Below are 15584 nucleotides of genomic sequence, written 5' to 3' on the forward strand. Positions count from 1 at the left end.
CCGGCCGTGGCCCGGCGGCGGTCGGGGATCAGGGCATCTCGTCCGGATCGCAGGTGGCCCTGCGCAGCCCGATCGTCCGCAGGGCGCGCATCAGCCCCTCCTCGTCGCCCGCGCGGACGACGTGGACCGCCCCGTCGACCGCCAGGTCGGTCAGCGCGACGTGCGCCGCCGTGGCCCGCGCGTGCAGCACCACCCCGCTCGGCGGGTCCAGGGCGCGCACACCGTCGAAGACGGCCCGCGCCGCGGCGTCGTCGCCGAGGCCGCCCGCCAGTGACAGCAGGGTGATGTCGGGCAGCAGCACGCGGGCGTGCGCCAGGGCCACCTCCGAGCCGTGGGCGTGGGAGATGACCCGGAAGTGAGGGTTGCGCTGGATCCGCGACTGGAGCAGCTCCAGTTCCTCGCCTTCGGGTACGCCGACCACCAGGACCGTCATCACGGTCCCATCCTCCGTCGTCCCCGCGCCCCCGTCGAGCGGCCGCACCGGCGGACGCGCGGCGAGGCGTGGCGCGGCGGCGTGGGCCTCGTACGGGGTCAGCGGTAGGCGGCGAGGAAGGCGCGGACGCCGCCCGCGCGTAGTCCTCCGGATCGGCCGGGGTGTGCTGCGGGCTTCCGTGGAACATGGCCGACTGGCAGTACTGGACAGTCCAGTTTCTTGTTGGGTACTGTACCGTCCAGTTCTCCTCCTGGACCCGCCCCGACCCGCACGCGCACGTCCCGCGCTTTCCGCAGGCCGACGGACACCGACACCCCGACAGACAGGACGATCCGCCATGACCGCACAGCCGAAGGGCCCCGCGAGCTACTTCCCGTCGATCGAGCAGAAGTACGGCCGGCCGATCGAGGAGTGGAAGGACCTGATCCGCGCGTCGCCCCTGACCAGGCACATGGAACTCGTCGCCTGGCTCAAGGCCGACCACGGACTCGGTCACGGGCACGCCAACGCCCTGGTGGCCCACACCCTGGCCGAACGCGCCGGCGGTTGACCCGGCTGACCCGGTTGACCCGGCTGACCCGGTGGATCGCGCGCGGCACGCGCTTCGCGCACACCGTGCGCCGCCGAACGGGCATCATGGCCGTCATGAGCACTCCCGCGACGCGCGACTGGACGACCATCGCCGGCTACGAGAACGCCTCCGGCCGCCCGCACCCGATGGCCGCCGCGCGGGCTTGACTGCGTGAGCGGGGCATCGACTGGATGCCCTTCGCCCCGCACGAGGTCCAGTTCGACCTGGCCTGCGGCGTCGGCCCGGACGGTCACTGGCGCGGCTGGTTCACCGTCCGGGTCGACTCCGAGGCCCTCCGTCGGCTCGGCCTCCATCCCGACCAACCGAGCTCCGAGGTCACCGGCCAGAGCCCGCCCGGCTGGTGGCACGCCGCCGCGGAACGCAACGCGCGCTGAGGTGCCGCCGCCACTCCGGGGGTGGGGCCGTGAACTCCCGCGACCCTCGATCTATACAACCGTATTGAACAACCGTCATATACGTGTGTATGTTTCCGGTGTGGGCGCGGCCGACCCGGCCGACCGCCCCGTCGACCCACGAGGAGTCCGCCATGAACGCCGCGTCCACCACCCCCGCGCAGACCACCCGACCCGCCCGCGTCACCCTGGACATCGACGGGCGCGCCCTGTCCTACCTGGACTTCGGCGGCGCCGGACGCCCGCTGCTCGCCCTGCACGGCCACCTTTCCGAGGGCGCCTCCTTCACCGCCCTGGCCGACGCCCTCGGCCCCGCGTGGCGGGTCATCGCCCCCGACCAGCGAGGCCACGGCGACTCCGACCGCGCCCCCGAGTACACCCGGGCCGGCTACGTGGCCGACCTCCGCGCCCTCGTCGACCACCTGGGACTGGACCGGTTCGCCGTGCTGGGCCACTCCCTCGGCGCGGTCAACGCCATCCACCTGGCGGCCGAACTCCCCGAGCGGGTGGACGCGTTGATCGACCTCGACACCGCCGCCCACATCCCCGCCGCGGACGTGAGCCCGCTGTCCTTCGTCCTCGCCCTGCCGTACACGGCCGGGACGCGCGAGGAACTCGTGGCCGCCCTCGGCCCCGTGGCCCCGATGCTCGGCGGCGGGCCGCGCCCGCTGCCGCAGGGCGGTTGGCGCCTGCCGTTCCACCCGCAGGACACCGTCACCTCCGAGAACGCCGTCCACGGCGACCACTGGCGGCCGTGGCTCGCCACCGACTGCCCCGCCCTCCTCCTGCACGGCACGTCCAGCCAGGTCCTCACCGCGGAACACGCCGCCGACATGACCGCCCGCCGTCCGCACACCACGTACGCCGCCCTGGACGCCGACCACTTCCTCCAGCTCCGCGACCCCGAGGGCGTCCACGACGCGGTCCGGTCCTTCCTCACCGCGCTCTGACCCCGCTCCCGCGCCTCCGACGCGGGATCAGGACGGGAGCGGCGGTGTGGATCTGTCGATCAACCCCGGTCGCCCGTCGGGAGTCTCACCGGGTACAGGGGCACGATCGGTGCCCCCGACAGTGCCCGGAGGCCCCACCCATGAAGCAGCGGTCCTTACGCACCGCCCCGCTCGCGCTGACCCTGGCCGCCGCCGTCGGCGCGGCCCTGCTCACGCCGACCGCGAACGCCGCCCCCGCGTCCGCCACCGCCCCCGCGTCCGCCCCCGCCGCCGAATCCGGGGGCGCGGGACGCGGGCACGACGCGACCCGCGCGGCCCTGAGGGCCCTCGTGGAGGAGGGCGGCCTGCCCGGGGTCGCCGCGCACACCCAGGACGGCAGGGCCCGGTGGTTCGCCGCGGCCGGCCACGCCGACACGACCACCGGCCGCGCGCGCTCGGCCGGCGACCACTTCCGCGGCGCCAGCATCACCAAGACGTTCATCGCGACGGTCCTCCTGCAACTGGAGGCCGAGGGAAGACTGCGCATGGACGACACCGTGGAGAGGTGGCTGCCCGGCCTGCTGCGCGGGAACGGCCACGACGGCACCACGGTCACCCTGCGCCAACTGCTCAACCACACCAGCGGGATCGCCAACTACACCGACGACCCCGCCTTCATCCACGACGCGGCCGGCCCCGGCTTCCCCGAGCACCGCCACGACACCCACACCCCCGAGGAACTCGTCGCGATCGCCCTGCGCCACCCGGCGCGACCCGGGCCCGAGCGGACGCCGTCGTACTCGAACACCAACTTCGTCATCGCCGGCATGGTCATCGAGAGGGCGACCGGCCGCACGTACGCCGACGAGGTCACGCGGCGCGTCCTGCGCCCGTTGAAGCTGCGCGAGACCTCCTTCCCCGGCACCTCGCCGCGGATGCCCGCACCGCACCCCGTCGGCTACTCCCGCCTCCACCGCACCGAGCCCGACGCCCCGATCCACGACGCGACCGAACAGAACATGACCTGGCTCGGCGCCGCCGGCGACGTCATCTCCACGGGCGCGGACCTCAACCGCTTCCAACGCGCCCTGATGCGCGGCGAACTGCTGCCTCCCGCGCAGATGAGGCAGATGCTCGACGAGGTGCCGGCGGGCGACGGGTTCGGGTTCGGGCTCGGCGTGGAGTTCGCGACCCTGTCCTGCGGCGTGCAGGTCGTCGGCAAGAGCGGACGGACGAACGGCTCGCTGTCCGCGATGGTCGGAACCCGGGACGGGAACCACCAGCTGACCTTCAACGTCAACGGGGACTGGCTTTCGAACGGTTCGCTCTACGTCGATGTCATCGAAGCGGAGTTCTGCGGCGCGGCCCCGTCCCGCACCGCCCCCGGCGAGCGCTCCGGCGAGCTCGCCGACTCACTCCTCCGCGAGGGCGGGGGCCCGACCGACCGTCGCCCCCGCCCCACCGCCGCGGCCCTGGGCTGAACCCCGCGAGGCACCGCCCGCCCGTCCACCACCCGGTGGACGGGCGGGGCCTCCCCGGCCGCCTCGGAGCCGTGCGTCCGAGGGGTCGAGGCGCCGCGCACGTGCCCCGGCCCCACGGGGCGGGATCGGGCGGGCGTGTCGGTCAGGGGCGGCCGGTGGTGGTCCTGAGGCGCCGGCTCCACTTCCACACCGTGTGAACGACGATCGCGACGGCGGACACGGCGGCGAGGACGCCGATCGTCTGCCAGGTCAGCTCCGCGAACCGCCCCGCGGTGGCGCCCTCGCCCTCCGCGCGCCAGGAGGTCTCGAGGTAGGCGACCAGCGGGATCAGGAGCCGGAACGGCAGGCCCGCGATGCCGGGATCGCGCGCCAGGTTCCCGCACAGTCCCACCGGCGCGCCGAACAGCAGGGCCGCCATTCCCCAGAACACGATCCCCGCCCAGGACACCGTCGCGGTCACTTCGCCGGTGACGTGGACCCCGATGGGTGCCACGGGGCTCAGGGCCTTGAGCGCGTAGTAGACCACCACGCCGACGAGCAGCGCCGCGGGGGCCAGCCAGGAGGCCTCGATCTTCGAACGGCGCGAGAAGCCGATCAGGAAGGCGAGGCAGGCCCAGGACCAACCGCCGGCGAAGACGAGGTTCAGGACGTGGGGGAGGGGACCGTCGAACTTGGCCGCGAGGGCGCCGAGCACACCCACCACCCCACCGGCTCCGACGGCTATCGCCACGGGTGTGACACGCGAACGCGAGAAACGCACTTTCCATCTCCTTGCCCCGAGGGTGACGACGCCCCGAGGGCGACGACCCGAAGGGGAGTCGAGTCGATGACAGATGACGGACGGCATCCGACACGGACCCGCGGGCCTGCGTATCGGTGGTGGACGGCCGGTACCCCGCGATCGGGGGCGCGGTGGAGCGCGCCTGGGGGAACACCCGGAACTCCGGGACGAGTATGCCCGGTTCGCCGTATCCATAAGGGCGGGACGGTGGCGTCATGCGGAGAGGTTTCGCATGATGCGCGTGGATATCACCGGTTATCGGGAGGGCGGGGAGGGCAGGGGCCGATTGGCCCCGATCATCAATTTGAGCTGACGTATGTCATCTTTGGTTGCTGGTGCCGTTGGGGCATGGCTACTGTGAGACGTTCAACCATTGACCATTTCGTCGGCGCACGTCGGCATCGAGAGGGGGAGGGGCATGAGCGAGGGGATCGTCGCGGACCCGATGAGGACCGCGCGGAGGATCACGGCCCTGCTCGACGGTGCCGGCCTCGAAAGCCGAGACGTGCTGCGCGTGGAGGGCGAAGGCGGCCTCTCCTACGCCTCGGGGCTGCCCGTCGAGCACGTGCGGGCCCTGCTGGACGGCGAGCCGCTGCCCCGGACGGGCGATGACGGGGCGGACGCGACGGAGGAGCGCCACCGCCGCGTGGTGTCCCGGATCGTCTTCCTGCGCCGTACGCGCCTGCGCTCCGCGCCCGACGGCGGCCGGCGCGCGTACTCGCTGGCCGAGATCGCGGCCGGCGCGGGCACGAGCGCCCAGTGGCTCGACAAGATGATCAAGACCGGCAAGGCCCCCAACCTCGACCACGCCGCCGGCATCGCGGGATTCTTCGGGGAGAGCATCGAGTTCCTCGTCGCCGAGCCGGCCGAGGCCCTCGACCGGGTGCTCCAGCTGATCCACAAGGACCTCCTGGAACGGACGGTGGCGCGCCAGGACGAGGACATCCGCCGCCTCCGCAGCGCCGGAGCCGACGGCACCCAGGGCTCCGATCTCGGCGTCGTCGCCTATGCCGCGCGCGCCTTGGCCGACGTGCCGGACGACACCGCGCAGCCCATCATCGCCCTCATCGAGTCCATCGCCCGCCGCTCGCGCGAGGAGCGCGCACGCGAGAACCCGCCCGGCGCGGGCGCATAGCCCCGGCCGGTACGGGCGTACGCCCGTACCGGCCCCCACCTCGCCTTCCTGCCACCCGGCGCGTCGACTTCCCTCGAACCCGTCTCCATGGGAGTGTCGCACCACCGATGCGCGTGTCAGTGATATGAACTGACAGAATGCCGCGCACGGCTGACGGGGGTCAGAAGGAGTGCCGTGCGGGCCAAGCATGCGTCTGGGTGGGGAAGAAATGTGGGACGAAATCGTCATATCCCGCACGATGAAGCGTCATCGCGATGAACTGTTCGCGGGAGCGATGCGACCGGTCACGCAGAGCCCGCACGAGGTGATGCGCGCGATCTGCGCCCACCTGACGGAGACCGGTGGACGTGAGGTGCGCCTCATGCTGGAGGCGTTCCCCCCTGAGACCGTCAGCGGGTTGTGGCTCGACCTGGGCGACCACGAGGTGGTCGCCGTGGAGAAGAACACCCTGCCGCTCCACCAGATGGTGATACTCGGACACGAGTTGTGGCACCGCAAGGAGGCGAGCCTCGGCGCCCACGGTGCGAAGGGAACCGATCGGGCCGTCGCCGCCGCGGCCCGCATGCTCGGCGACCGGTGGGACCTGGAGGAGGCGGTGGCGCACATCAGCGCGCGTACCGACTACGACCTGGAGGAGGAGCGCCGGGCCGAGAGGTTCGGACGGCTGCTGGCCGCGAAGTTCCTGCCCTTCCTCCAGGGCGCGCGCAGCAGCACACCGCCCGACGCGCTGGTCGGCCGCATCAGGGCGGCCCTGGGACGCTGACGATGCGAGACGGCGTCAACTACTACGTTCCCGCCGCCGTGCTGGGCCTGGCCCTGTTCGTGAAGCTGCCGGCCCTCCTGAGGGGGTGGCGCAATCCGACGGTCAGGGCGGTGAACGCCCTGCTGGCCCTGCCCTGTGCCGCGTTCCTCCTCTCGGCCCCGCCCACCGTCGCCGCGGTCAACCGCATCACGGGCGTCAGCAACCTCTCCGCCCTCCTCGTCCACTGCCTCATGACGGCGTATTCCTGCGCTTCCCTGGTGCTCTTGGACCTCTGGCGGGCGGACGCGACCGAATCGGCCCGCACGCGCCGGCGCGTACGGCGCTGGAAGGTCGGCTGCGCCACGGTGATCGTCGCCCTGGTGGGACTCTTCGTCCTGGGCGACACCCCTGTGGAGCGGCCGTGGGACTTCGACACCTACTACGCGACCACTCCGTTCGTGGGCGAACTGCTCGTGCTCTACCTGCTCGCCTACGTCGCCGCCGGCGCCGCGACGACAGCGCTGTGCTGGAACTGGATGCTCGACATCGGGAGGAAGGCAGCCGCCACCCCCGGTCCGCGGACGGCGGCCGACAAGTCCCTGCGCGTCGGCCTGCTCGTGCTGGTGCTCGGGGCGATGGGAAACGTCATCTTCGGCCTGTTCAAGCTGACCTCGATCGTCGCCCGTTGGACCGGCAGGAACTGGGACGCGCTGAACGAGGGCCTGCCGCAGTTCATCTCGGCCAGCGGGATGATGATCGGTGTCGGCCTCCTCGTGCCGGCGTACGGACCCGGGCTGATCGACCGGGTCTGGCAGCCGCTGCGCTCCCTGGCCGCCCTGCGCCCGCTGTGGAACCTGGTCCGCCGCTCCGGCCCGACCCGCGGAGGCAGGATGTTCCTGCCGCCCTCGTGGTACGCGGGACCCGAGCAGGTGCTGCTCTACCGGCTCACCACCATCCACGACTGGATGCTCGAACTGGGCGTCCACTGCTCGGACTCCCTACGTGAGCGCGCCCACCGGGAGGGCCTGGCGCGCGGGGCGGGGGAGTGCGAGGCGGTGGCGGCGGGCCTCGCGGCCATGTTCACGGCGGCGGTCGACGCCCGCACCCGCCAGGTACCGCCGAACGCGCGGGAAGGCGTCCTCGCGACGGCGGCCGTCCGCGCTGCGGAGGCGGGGGACCGCGACCTCCTCGTGTCGATCTCCCGGGCCCTGGCGGTCGCACGCGGCCGGGGCCCGTGGCGGTGGACGGGAGAGCGGGAGCGCGCACGGGCCTGACCTGCCCGAGGAAGCGCGCGACGGATGCGTCGTGATCGGCCCGATCGATCCGTCCTGCCTGTGCGACGCGCCTGCCATGCGAACGGCCGCCCTTCGGTGCCTTCGGTGTCTTCGGTGTCTTCGGCGAGGGAGGGACGACGTCCCCGGCCGCTCCGGGAGCGGCGGGGGCCCACCCCCGTGGAGCCCCCGCCGATTCCGGTTCCCGTCGGGAAGAACGTCCCGGCGGTAACGTCCTGCACCTTCCGGAATGCCGGCACGGGTGGTTCCGCGTTCCGGTCAGGCCGACGCTATCCGCTCGCGGCCCGGTAATCAACCATTGTTGATTCTCCGTCAACGGTGATTGAACTAGGGTGGGCGGGCCGCATCGAGCTTTTCGAAGGAAGCCCATGACACGCAAACGCCACACCCGCGCGCGCCGGACCCTGATCGCCCTGGCAGCGGGCCTCGGACTCGCCGGAGCGGGGGCGACGGCCCTCGCGGCCCAGCCGGCCGCGGTCACCGCAGCCGGCACGGACGACGCCATGCCCTACGCCGTCGAGGACTTCCCCGACACCCTGCAGGTCATGTCGTGGAACATGTGCGGCCCCCGCCGGGCGACGTACAAGTGCGACCTCGCGGTCACCCCCGAGATGAAGGTGAAGGTGGTCACCGACCAGGTCGCGCGCAACCGCGTCGAGGCCGTACTGCTCCAAGAGGTCTGCGAGGACGACCTCGCGCTGCTGATGACCCGGCTGGGACCGGGCTGGAGCAAGAGCTTCGAGCAGTACGAGTGGGCCCAGTTCGTGGGCGGTGAACGCCGTACGTGGAAGAGCCGCTGCGGGGAGGACGACGGCGGCCGCGCCGACCGCGTCGGCACGGCCATCGTCGCCAGGGGCGCGCTGACGGACGCCCGGAAGTACCCGGTCGTCCAGCCGGAGCAGGGCCAGCAGACCCCCTTCCAGTGCGCCACCGCCACCCTGCGCGACGTCCGCCTGTGCAGCGTGCACGCGACACGCGTCGGCGCCAACCCCCACGACCCCACGCAGGACCTGCGCGACGAGCAGTACGCGCAGATCAGGGACGTCGTACGGACCTTCCCCCGCGTGGTGTTCGGCGGGGACTTCAACTCCCGTCCCCCGGAGGACCCGACGGGCGGGAAGGCCGCCTGGCCCGAGAACCTCTACTCCACCGGACCGGGCACTCCCGGCTACCGGGAGTGCGACCAGAGCGGCACGGCACGCGTCGGACGACCGACGTACAACCCGACCCCCGCGAAGCTCGACTACCTCTTCAGCAGCGAGGGCCCGCGCTGGTGCACGGTGACCGACACCCCCGCCTCGGACCACCGGGTCCTCGTCGAGAGCGTCGGCCTCCACTGACACCGGGGCGGACGCCCCGGGGGACGGCGGGACAGCCGTCCCCCGGGACCGTTCGGACGGGCCGAGACCCAGTGCCTCAGTGGGCCCCGGTGATGCGGTTGACGATCGCACCCCACCCGTCGGAAGCCGCCTTGGTGAGCTCACCCACGGCGTGCGAGACTCCGGGGATCTTGGCGAACGTTCCCGCGGCTCCGTAGGTCGCGACGCTCAGTACCGCGACCGAGGCGGAGGTCCGGAACCTCTCGCTCCCGAATCCGTACCCCATGCCCGCGGTGGCCGCGCTCGTGACGTCGAGGACGACGGTCGTGGCGCTCATGCCGCCCGCCAGGATCGCCATGACGGGCGCGGCCGGCGCGGCGGGAGTGGGTATGACGGCGACACTGAGGACGCCGGCCTCGAAGGCTCCCACTCCCCAGTAGAAGGCCTGCTCGTGGGTCCAGTCGGACCACCCCTGCCACGTCGTCTTCGAGACGCCGAGGACCTTATCGTTCTCGGGCTTGTCGATCGTGCTCGTCTTGGAGTTCTCGGCGGCCAACATCTCGTTCGCGGCGCTCTCCGCCGCGCTCCGGTTCTCGGCCTCCCGCTTGAGCTTCGCCTCCAGACGGGCCTCGCCGGCGGAACCGGCCGCGTCCGCCGCGTTCCTGCCGGCCTGGATCGCGGAGGCGCGCGCCGCGGTGGCCGACTTCTTGGCGGCGTCGGCGGACGCGCGCGCACTGCGGGCGGAGTTCAGCGCGTTGTTGGCTGAGAAGTTCGCCGACCGGGCGGCGACGCGGGCGGTGGCGGCCGCCTTCTTCGCTTGATCGGCCGACGCCCGGGCCTTGCGGGCGGACTCCTCCGCCTGGTCCGCGTAGGCGTCCGCCTGCTTGGCGGACGTGTCGGCCCGCAGGGAGGCCGCCACCGCCTTGCCCGCCCAGATCCCCGCTTCCGTGCTCGCCTTGCGGGCGGTGGCGGCCGCTTCCTGGGCGCGCGCGGCGTCCTCCTGCGCCTTGTCGGCGATCTTCGCGGCGGCCGCGATGGCACCCTGCATGGCGGCGACGTGGGTCGCGAAGTCGTGGTCGAGCTGAGCGGTCTGGTATTGGACGGACGCGATGAACTTCCTCCGCACCCACGACGGACCTTCGAGCACCGCCTGGGCGTGGGCCTTGGTGTAGGGCCCGGCGTCGTGCAGGAGGGTGGCGGTGCTCACCGCGTCGTCCTCACGCTGTGCCTTCTGGAGCGTGACGAAGAGGAACTCGTGCATCGCCTCGGGGGTACCGGAGTTCAGCGCCGCGTTGGCCGCCGCGGTCACCGCACGGCCGGGGTTGTCCCCGAGGACGCGGGCGATCGTGACGCGGTTGGGCGCGGCCGCCGCGCGGATGGCGCCGGTCCGCAGGAACGTCGACACGGCACCGGCGTCACCGCTGCGCAAGGCCTCCGTCGCGGCGAACCCGACGGCGGAGGGTGACACGCGGGCGAGGTGAACGGCGGTCTCCCGGTCGTCCTGCCGCTCCGCGAGCAGTCGGTCGGTGTCGATCCACACGTGGACGTCGGCGTCCGTGCCCGCGAGGGCGAACTGGGCGGCCTGCCGGGACCAGATGCCGTAGGAGTCCATCACGGCGACGGCCGCCTTGCGTCCCGCCGCGGCGGCCGCGGCCCCGTTGCCCGCGCGCAACGCCGTCTCGGCCTGCGTGATGAGGTCCTTCGTCGCCTGTGACGTCTTCTCGGCCTGGTCGCGCTTGGCCGCGCGGTGTGACTTCTCCAGGTTCTCGACCTCGGAGAGCAGACGCATCTCCGCGACCGCGCGGGCCGTCTCGTGGTCGAGACGCTGCTGCTCGGCCTCGCGCGCGGCCTTCTCGACCTTGATCGCCTCGGCGACCGCCGCCGTGGCCGCGTCGGCCGCCTTGGTGGCCTCGTTGGCGAACTCGGTCGCCTTGTTGGCGTGGTCGAGTGCCTGGCCGGCGTACGTGACGGCCCATTCGGCAGCCTCGGCGGCCTTCAGGGCATGGGCGGCGGCGCTGCGCGCGGCGTCGCGGGCGTTGCGGGCCGCGGCCGCCGCGTTGCTCGCGAGGACCTGGGCGGTTCCGGCGGCGTTCGTCGCGATCTGGGCGTTCGTCTGGGCGATCCGCGCCTGCCGAACGGCTTCCGCGGCCTCGGCCTCGGAAACACCGGCCCACTGGTTCGCCGATCGCATGGCGGACTCCGCGGTGGCGGCGGCCTGGCGTGCCGACGAGGCGGCCTTCCAACCGACGTCGGCGCAGGCCTGTGCGGCGTTGGCGGCGATGTCGGCCATGTCCGCCGTGGCGAACGCGAATGCGGCGCTGGCGCGGCAGATGGCGGCGGCGTCCTTCGCCCTGCCGGACAGCTTCTCGTCCCGGGACGCGGCCTCGGCCGCGTTGAACGCCCGGGTGGCGTCCCGGCCCGCTGCGGCCGCTGCCTGGCTCGCCGCCATGGCGGCGTTGGAGGCGCGACGGGAGGCCAGAATCGCGGCGTTGGCGGCGTTGGTGGCCATGCGGGCCGCGTCGGACGCGCCCTTCGAGGCCTCGGCGGCCTTCCGGGCGGCGCGGGCGGCCTTCACGACGTCGTTCTCCGCCGCTCGGGCCTCGGCCTCGGCGGTCTCGGCGGCCTCCTTGGCCTTGGCCGCGGCTTCCACGGCCCGGGCACAGGCCTCCTCGGCCTCCTTCGTCTTCGCCTCGGCCGTCTGGCCCTCGCGCGTGGCGACGGCGACGAGCTCCTCGATCCGGGAGCGCTCCTGATCCCGGGCACGCGCGATGTGCTGGCCCGTGTTCAGGAACCAATCGAGGTCGAACTCCGTTCCGGAGATGGCCCTGTCGGCGTACTTCTGGACCTCGGGGCCGGCCAGGGACAGCAACTTGGCCGCCTCGACGCGCATGTCCTCCAGCCGTGCCGCGAACCGGCCCGTGGTCAGGAACTTCTCCAGCGCGGCCTTCGAACCGTCGTTGATGGCGGCGTTGGCCGCCCTGTTCATGGCCCTGCCACCGCTGTGCATCACCGTGGCCGCGGCCACCCGCAGGTCCTCCAGATTGGCGGCCTCGAAGCCGCCCTGGAGGAAGGCGGAGACGTCCGAGTCGGGTCCGCTGAGGGCCGCGGTGACGGCTTTGCGGGTTCCCCTGCCGACCGTCGGGAGGCTGCCGAGGAGCGCGGCGCGGTCGTCCACCGCGGTCTCCGACGCGAGCTTGACGGTGAGGAAGTCCCGCACATCGGCGTCGGAGCCGGCCAGCGCGACGGCGGCGGCGGCACGAACGGCCGTACCGCCCAGCACCCATGCCTTGACGACCTTCGCGCGGTCGGTGTCCGGCAGGAAGAACGGATCGGCGTCGGCGGGAGGCGTGTCGGCCCAGGCGGCCGTCGGGTTGAGAACGAGGCTGGAGGTGGTGACCACGGCCGTGGTGGCCGCGATGGCGCCGAGAATGCGCCGCCTACTCCAATAAATGGTGTCCAAAACGGTCCTTTGCTATCGGCGCATGGCGCACCGCAAATGAATGGGGCGGGGCCAGGGCGGCAAGGTGTGAGTCGCGTTTCAATTGCCGGACCGCGCAGCGCATGGCGAGGTCCGAGAGGCGCGCAGTGTGACCTTACGCGGAACAAGCGCTTTTGGCTAGACGGTAGATGATGACTCATCAACGATCGTTGATACCCGGTGGGTCGACGCCCTCGATTGTCGACACCGGCCCTTGTTCGAGTCGGTCATACCGGACGCGAAGTGGGCATATCCAACGGGCTGTTCGCTCGCGTCGATGTGATCTGGGTCTCTCGTCACAGGGTCGTGTCGGAGGGTGCCGCGTGAGCGCGGAGGTCCGTGAGGATCCAGCGGCACCCGTGCGGGGCGCCCGACAGGGGTTGATCCGGGTGCCGTGAAATTGCGGTGAGGGGGTACCGACTTTCCCTCATCTCGCTTTTTGTGGGCTTGATTTCGGATCCGGATGTGGGGTTAGGATCCGGAGGAAGTCAGGGCCCCGGGGAGAGGCGGTCCGTCGTTGACGCATCTCCTGTCGGCTGGACATGACCTTTCGCATTCGAATGACATCTTCCGGGCAGTCGCCCGAACTGAGGACTGGGGTAGGGATGAAGGCGCGCAACAAGCTCGTTCGCACGGCGGCCGCGGCGACGGTGGCCGGATCGCTGGCGTGGCTGGCGGTCACCGGCACGGGCGGGGCGGCCGCGGACGCGGTGGCGATGAAGGGCGTCGCCGAGGAGGGACCGGGCTACGCCATCGAGGACTTCGGCTACCCGAACGCCGACAAGATCCTCGCCGAGCGGCAGATCACCCTCAAGCGGGGTGACGGCCACATCCTCCTCGCCGACTGCGCGAGCGGGACCAACCTCATGGAGATCTGGACGCGTTCGCAGTCGACGGACCGTCCGGAGGAGCGGATCTGCTTCCGGGTGACCGGTACCAGCGGCTACCTGGCCCTGGAGATCCCGGCCGTCTACCTCGTCAAGGGCAACGAGTACTCCGCCAAGGTCGACATGCAGTTCGGCACGGAGGAGAAGACGTGGGAGGTCAAGAAGAACTCCTGGACCTCCGTCGGTGAGACCGCCGGTGAGCACGGTCGGGACTTCATGCTCATGGAGATCCGCACCGCGAAGTAGCCCGCCTCGGCTCCCGGCCGGGATCGGCCGGAGCCACCGACGGGCACGGCCGCCGGACGCGGGTCAGGCAGGCCGTCGATCGCTCCCCACGAACCTTTCACGTCACCGAAGGAAGAACCATGCACGCACCCCGTTCGCGCCCGGCGCGGATCGTCGGCCTGCTCTCCGCCACCGCGGTCGTCGCAGGCCTGGTCTCGGCCTCACCGGCCCTCGCGCTCACCGGCCCCGAGGCCCCCGACAAGTTCACGAACAAGGCCATCGTGAAGCTGGTCGTCGGCGACGAGACCAACTCCCGCGGCTGCACCGGGGCCCTGCTCGACGACAACTGGATCATCACCGCCGCCAGTTGCTTCGCGGGCACCCCCGGTACGGCCGTCCCGAGCGGCAAGCCGGCGCTGAAGTCCGTGGTGACCCTCGCCGACGGGCGGACCCTCGACGTCGTCGAGCTCGTGACCCGCTCCGACCGCGACCTGACCCTGGGTCGCCTGTCCGGCGCCGCCACCGGCCTCCCGTGGGCCAGGATCGCCCAGGACGCCCCCGCGGTCGACGCCGAGCTGACCGCGGCCGGTTACGGCCGGACCAAGGCCGACTGGGTCCCCGACAGGCTCCACACGGGCACCTTCATCGCCAACGCGGTCGACGCGGGCACCATCACCCTCACGGGCAAGGGCACCGACGCCATCTGCAAGGGTGACACCGGTGGCCCGCTGTTCAACGGCGACGGACGCGTCGTCGGCATCAACAGCCGCTCTTGGCAGGGTGGTTGTTTCGCGACTCCGGCCACCGAGACCCGCACCGGGGCCATCTCCGCGCGCGCCGACGACCTGCGGGCATGGGCCGCGGAGGTCCGCTCGGCCACCGAGGGCTGGAAGACCGAGGCCGTCGTCCAGGCGGGCAACTCCGTCTACCAGGGCATCAAGCTGGCCGACGGATCGTGGACCCGCTTCACGGACGTCCGGTTCAAGGCCGGCGACATCGGCCCCATCCGCACCTCCACCGTCGCCGGGATCAACGGCGAGACCCACGTGGTGGCCCTCGGCGAAAGCGGTCGCATCCACCACACCATCCGCAAGCCGGACGGCACCTGGACGCGGTTCGGCGACGTCGGCGAGGTGGCCGGCGCGCTCCCCAACGTCACCCAGCTGTCAGCCGTCTCCACCGGCAGCGAGATGCAGCTGCTGGCCGTCTCCAACGGCAAGGTCTTCCACACCGTGCGCCGCGCCGACGGAACCTGGGCCCCCTTCGGCGACGTCGCCTCCGTGAGCAGCCCCCTCGACGGCGTGACCTCGATCGCCACGGCCAACACCGGCGGTCGGTTGCAGGTCGTCGCCGTCAGCGGCGGCAAGGCCTACCACACCATCCGCAACACCACCGGTCACTGGAGCGCCTGGGGCGACGTCGCCCAGGCCGCCGGCGCCACCGGTCCGATCAGCTCCGTCGCCCTGGGCGGTCTGGGCGGCACCGCCCACATCGTGATCGCCACCGACAACGGCACCCGCCAGTACCACGCGGGTCGCCACGACAACGGCACCTGGGCGCCCTTCAAGGAGCTGACCTCCCACCTCGGCAACATCACCGTGAAGTCGGTGGGCGCCGCCGGCGTCGACCACGACCTCGAGATCGCCTTCACCACCACCGACAACCGCGTGGTGAACACCGTCCGCAACACCGCCGGGGCCATCTTCACGACCCCCGTCACCGTGCCCACGATGGCGGCCATCCCCGCCACCCCGCTCGGCTCCGTCGCCCTGGCCGCCACGCTCTGACGTACGGCCGTCCCCCCGCTCCCGCCCGTCGACTCCACCCCCTTCAGGAGTCGGCGGGCGGGTCCCGTCCCGGCTCGGAACCGACGCCGCCCACCGCCACACGGAAGGCAC

13 protein-coding genes are annotated in these 15584 nt (G+C 72.2%); 10 read left to right on the forward strand and 3 right to left on the reverse strand.

Annotation, left to right across the window (positions count from 1 at the left end):
* Positions 1–28: 28 nt before the first annotated feature.
* The gene (locus ACZ6ZI_RS32680; protein WP_469526991.1) at positions 29–436 is read right to left on the reverse strand and encodes a hypothetical protein; all 408 of its coding nucleotides are present in this window, start codon (positions 434–436) and stop codon (positions 29–31) included.
* A 334-nt stretch (positions 437–770) separates the two neighbouring features.
* On the opposite strand from ACZ6ZI_RS32680, the gene ACZ6ZI_RS32685 reads away from it, so the two are divergent.
* The 4 genes from ACZ6ZI_RS32685 (at position 771) to ACZ6ZI_RS32700 (ending at position 3827) form a co-directional block, all read left to right on the forward strand.
* Positions 771–983: a DUF4287 domain-containing protein gene (locus ACZ6ZI_RS32685; protein WP_469526993.1), complete on the forward strand. Its 213-nt coding sequence runs from the start codon at positions 771–773 to the stop codon at positions 981–983.
* A 212-nt stretch (positions 984–1195) separates the two neighbouring features.
* Positions 1196–1399 carry a hypothetical protein gene (locus ACZ6ZI_RS32690; RefSeq protein WP_469526996.1) on the forward strand — a complete coding sequence of 68 codons (204 nt, stop codon included), beginning with the start codon at positions 1196–1198 and terminating at the stop codon, positions 1397–1399.
* A gap of 152 nt (positions 1400–1551) precedes the next feature.
* Positions 1552–2367: an alpha/beta fold hydrolase gene (locus ACZ6ZI_RS32695; RefSeq protein ID WP_469526997.1), complete on the forward strand. Its 816-nt coding sequence runs from the start codon at positions 1552–1554 to the stop codon at positions 2365–2367.
* 140 nt (positions 2368–2507) lie between these two features.
* Entirely contained in the window at positions 2508–3827 is a 1320-nt protein-coding gene (locus ACZ6ZI_RS32700; RefSeq protein ID WP_469526998.1) for a serine hydrolase domain-containing protein, read from the forward strand.
* A 142-nt stretch (positions 3828–3969) separates the two neighbouring features.
* Here the strand turns inward: ACZ6ZI_RS32700 and ACZ6ZI_RS32705 are convergent, their stop codons facing one another.
* Positions 3970–4587, reverse strand: a complete 618-nt coding sequence (locus ACZ6ZI_RS32705; RefSeq protein ID WP_469527000.1) for a hypothetical protein — start codon at positions 4585–4587, stop codon at positions 3970–3972.
* Between the two features lie 439 nt (positions 4588–5026).
* Here ACZ6ZI_RS32705 and ACZ6ZI_RS32710 point away from each other — a divergent pair, with 439 nt between their 5' ends.
* The 4 genes from ACZ6ZI_RS32710 (at position 5027) to ACZ6ZI_RS32725 (ending at position 9117) form a co-directional block, all read left to right on the forward strand.
* The gene (locus tag ACZ6ZI_RS32710; protein WP_469527002.1) at positions 5027–5743 is read left to right on the forward strand and encodes a hypothetical protein; all 717 of its coding nucleotides are present in this window, start codon (positions 5027–5029) and stop codon (positions 5741–5743) included.
* Positions 5744–5981: 238 nt separating this feature from the next.
* Positions 5982–6506 (forward strand): toxin-antitoxin system, toxin component, encoded by a 525-nt coding sequence (locus ACZ6ZI_RS32715; RefSeq protein ID WP_469527003.1) that lies wholly within the window; start codon positions 5982–5984, stop codon positions 6504–6506.
* A gap of 2 nt (positions 6507–6508) precedes the next feature.
* Positions 6509–7759 (forward strand): MAB_1171c family putative transporter, encoded by a 1251-nt coding sequence (locus ACZ6ZI_RS32720; RefSeq protein ID WP_469527005.1) that lies wholly within the window; start codon positions 6509–6511, stop codon positions 7757–7759.
* Positions 7760–8145: 386 nt separating this feature from the next.
* Positions 8146–9117 carry an endonuclease/exonuclease/phosphatase family protein gene (locus ACZ6ZI_RS32725; RefSeq protein WP_469527007.1) on the forward strand — a complete coding sequence of 324 codons (972 nt, stop codon included), beginning with the start codon at positions 8146–8148 and terminating at the stop codon, positions 9115–9117.
* A 76-nt stretch (positions 9118–9193) separates the two neighbouring features.
* Here ACZ6ZI_RS32725 and ACZ6ZI_RS32730 read toward each other — a convergent pair whose 3' ends face one another.
* Positions 9194–12556: an ALF repeat-containing protein gene (locus ACZ6ZI_RS32730; RefSeq protein WP_469527009.1), complete on the reverse strand. Its 3363-nt coding sequence runs from the start codon at positions 12554–12556 to the stop codon at positions 9194–9196.
* Positions 12557–13179: 623 nt separating this feature from the next.
* Here ACZ6ZI_RS32730 and ACZ6ZI_RS32735 point away from each other — a divergent pair.
* The gene (locus ACZ6ZI_RS32735; RefSeq protein ID WP_469527011.1) at positions 13180–13707 is read left to right on the forward strand and encodes a hypothetical protein; all 528 of its coding nucleotides are present in this window, start codon (positions 13180–13182) and stop codon (positions 13705–13707) included.
* Between the two features lie 119 nt (positions 13708–13826).
* Complete coding sequence (locus ACZ6ZI_RS32740; protein WP_469527013.1) at positions 13827–15473, forward strand: trypsin-like serine protease; 1647 nt, start codon at positions 13827–13829, stop codon at positions 15471–15473.
* Positions 15474–15584: the final 111 nt, after the last annotated feature.

This window comes from Streptomyces sp. NPDC103540 (genome assembly GCF_055584445.1).

What these genes read in the sequence shown, in the direction of transcription:
- ACZ6ZI_RS32685 (WP_469526993.1), top strand. Translation starts at nt 771, where the DNA reads ATGACCGCACAGCCGAAGGGCCCCGCGAGCTACTTCCCGTCGATCGAG.
- ACZ6ZI_RS32690 (WP_469526996.1), top strand. Translation starts at nt 1,196, where the DNA reads ATGCCCTTCGCCCCGCACGAGGTCCAGTTCGACCTGGCCTGCGGCGTC.
- ACZ6ZI_RS32695 (WP_469526997.1), top strand. Translation starts at nt 1,552, where the DNA reads ATGAACGCCGCGTCCACCACCCCCGCGCAGACCACCCGACCCGCCCGC.
- ACZ6ZI_RS32700 (WP_469526998.1), top strand. Translation starts at nt 2,508, where the DNA reads ATGAAGCAGCGGTCCTTACGCACCGCCCCGCTCGCGCTGACCCTGGCC.
- ACZ6ZI_RS32710 (WP_469527002.1), top strand. Translation starts at nt 5,027, where the DNA reads ATGAGCGAGGGGATCGTCGCGGACCCGATGAGGACCGCGCGGAGGATC.
- ACZ6ZI_RS32715 (WP_469527003.1), top strand. Translation starts at nt 5,982, where the DNA reads ATGAAGCGTCATCGCGATGAACTGTTCGCGGGAGCGATGCGACCGGTC.
- ACZ6ZI_RS32720 (WP_469527005.1), top strand. Translation starts at nt 6,509, where the DNA reads ATGCGAGACGGCGTCAACTACTACGTTCCCGCCGCCGTGCTGGGCCTG.
- ACZ6ZI_RS32725 (WP_469527007.1), top strand. Translation starts at nt 8,146, where the DNA reads ATGACACGCAAACGCCACACCCGCGCGCGCCGGACCCTGATCGCCCTG.
- ACZ6ZI_RS32735 (WP_469527011.1), top strand. Translation starts at nt 13,180, where the DNA reads ATGAAGGCGCGCAACAAGCTCGTTCGCACGGCGGCCGCGGCGACGGTG.
- ACZ6ZI_RS32740 (WP_469527013.1), top strand. Translation starts at nt 13,827, where the DNA reads ATGCACGCACCCCGTTCGCGCCCGGCGCGGATCGTCGGCCTGCTCTCC.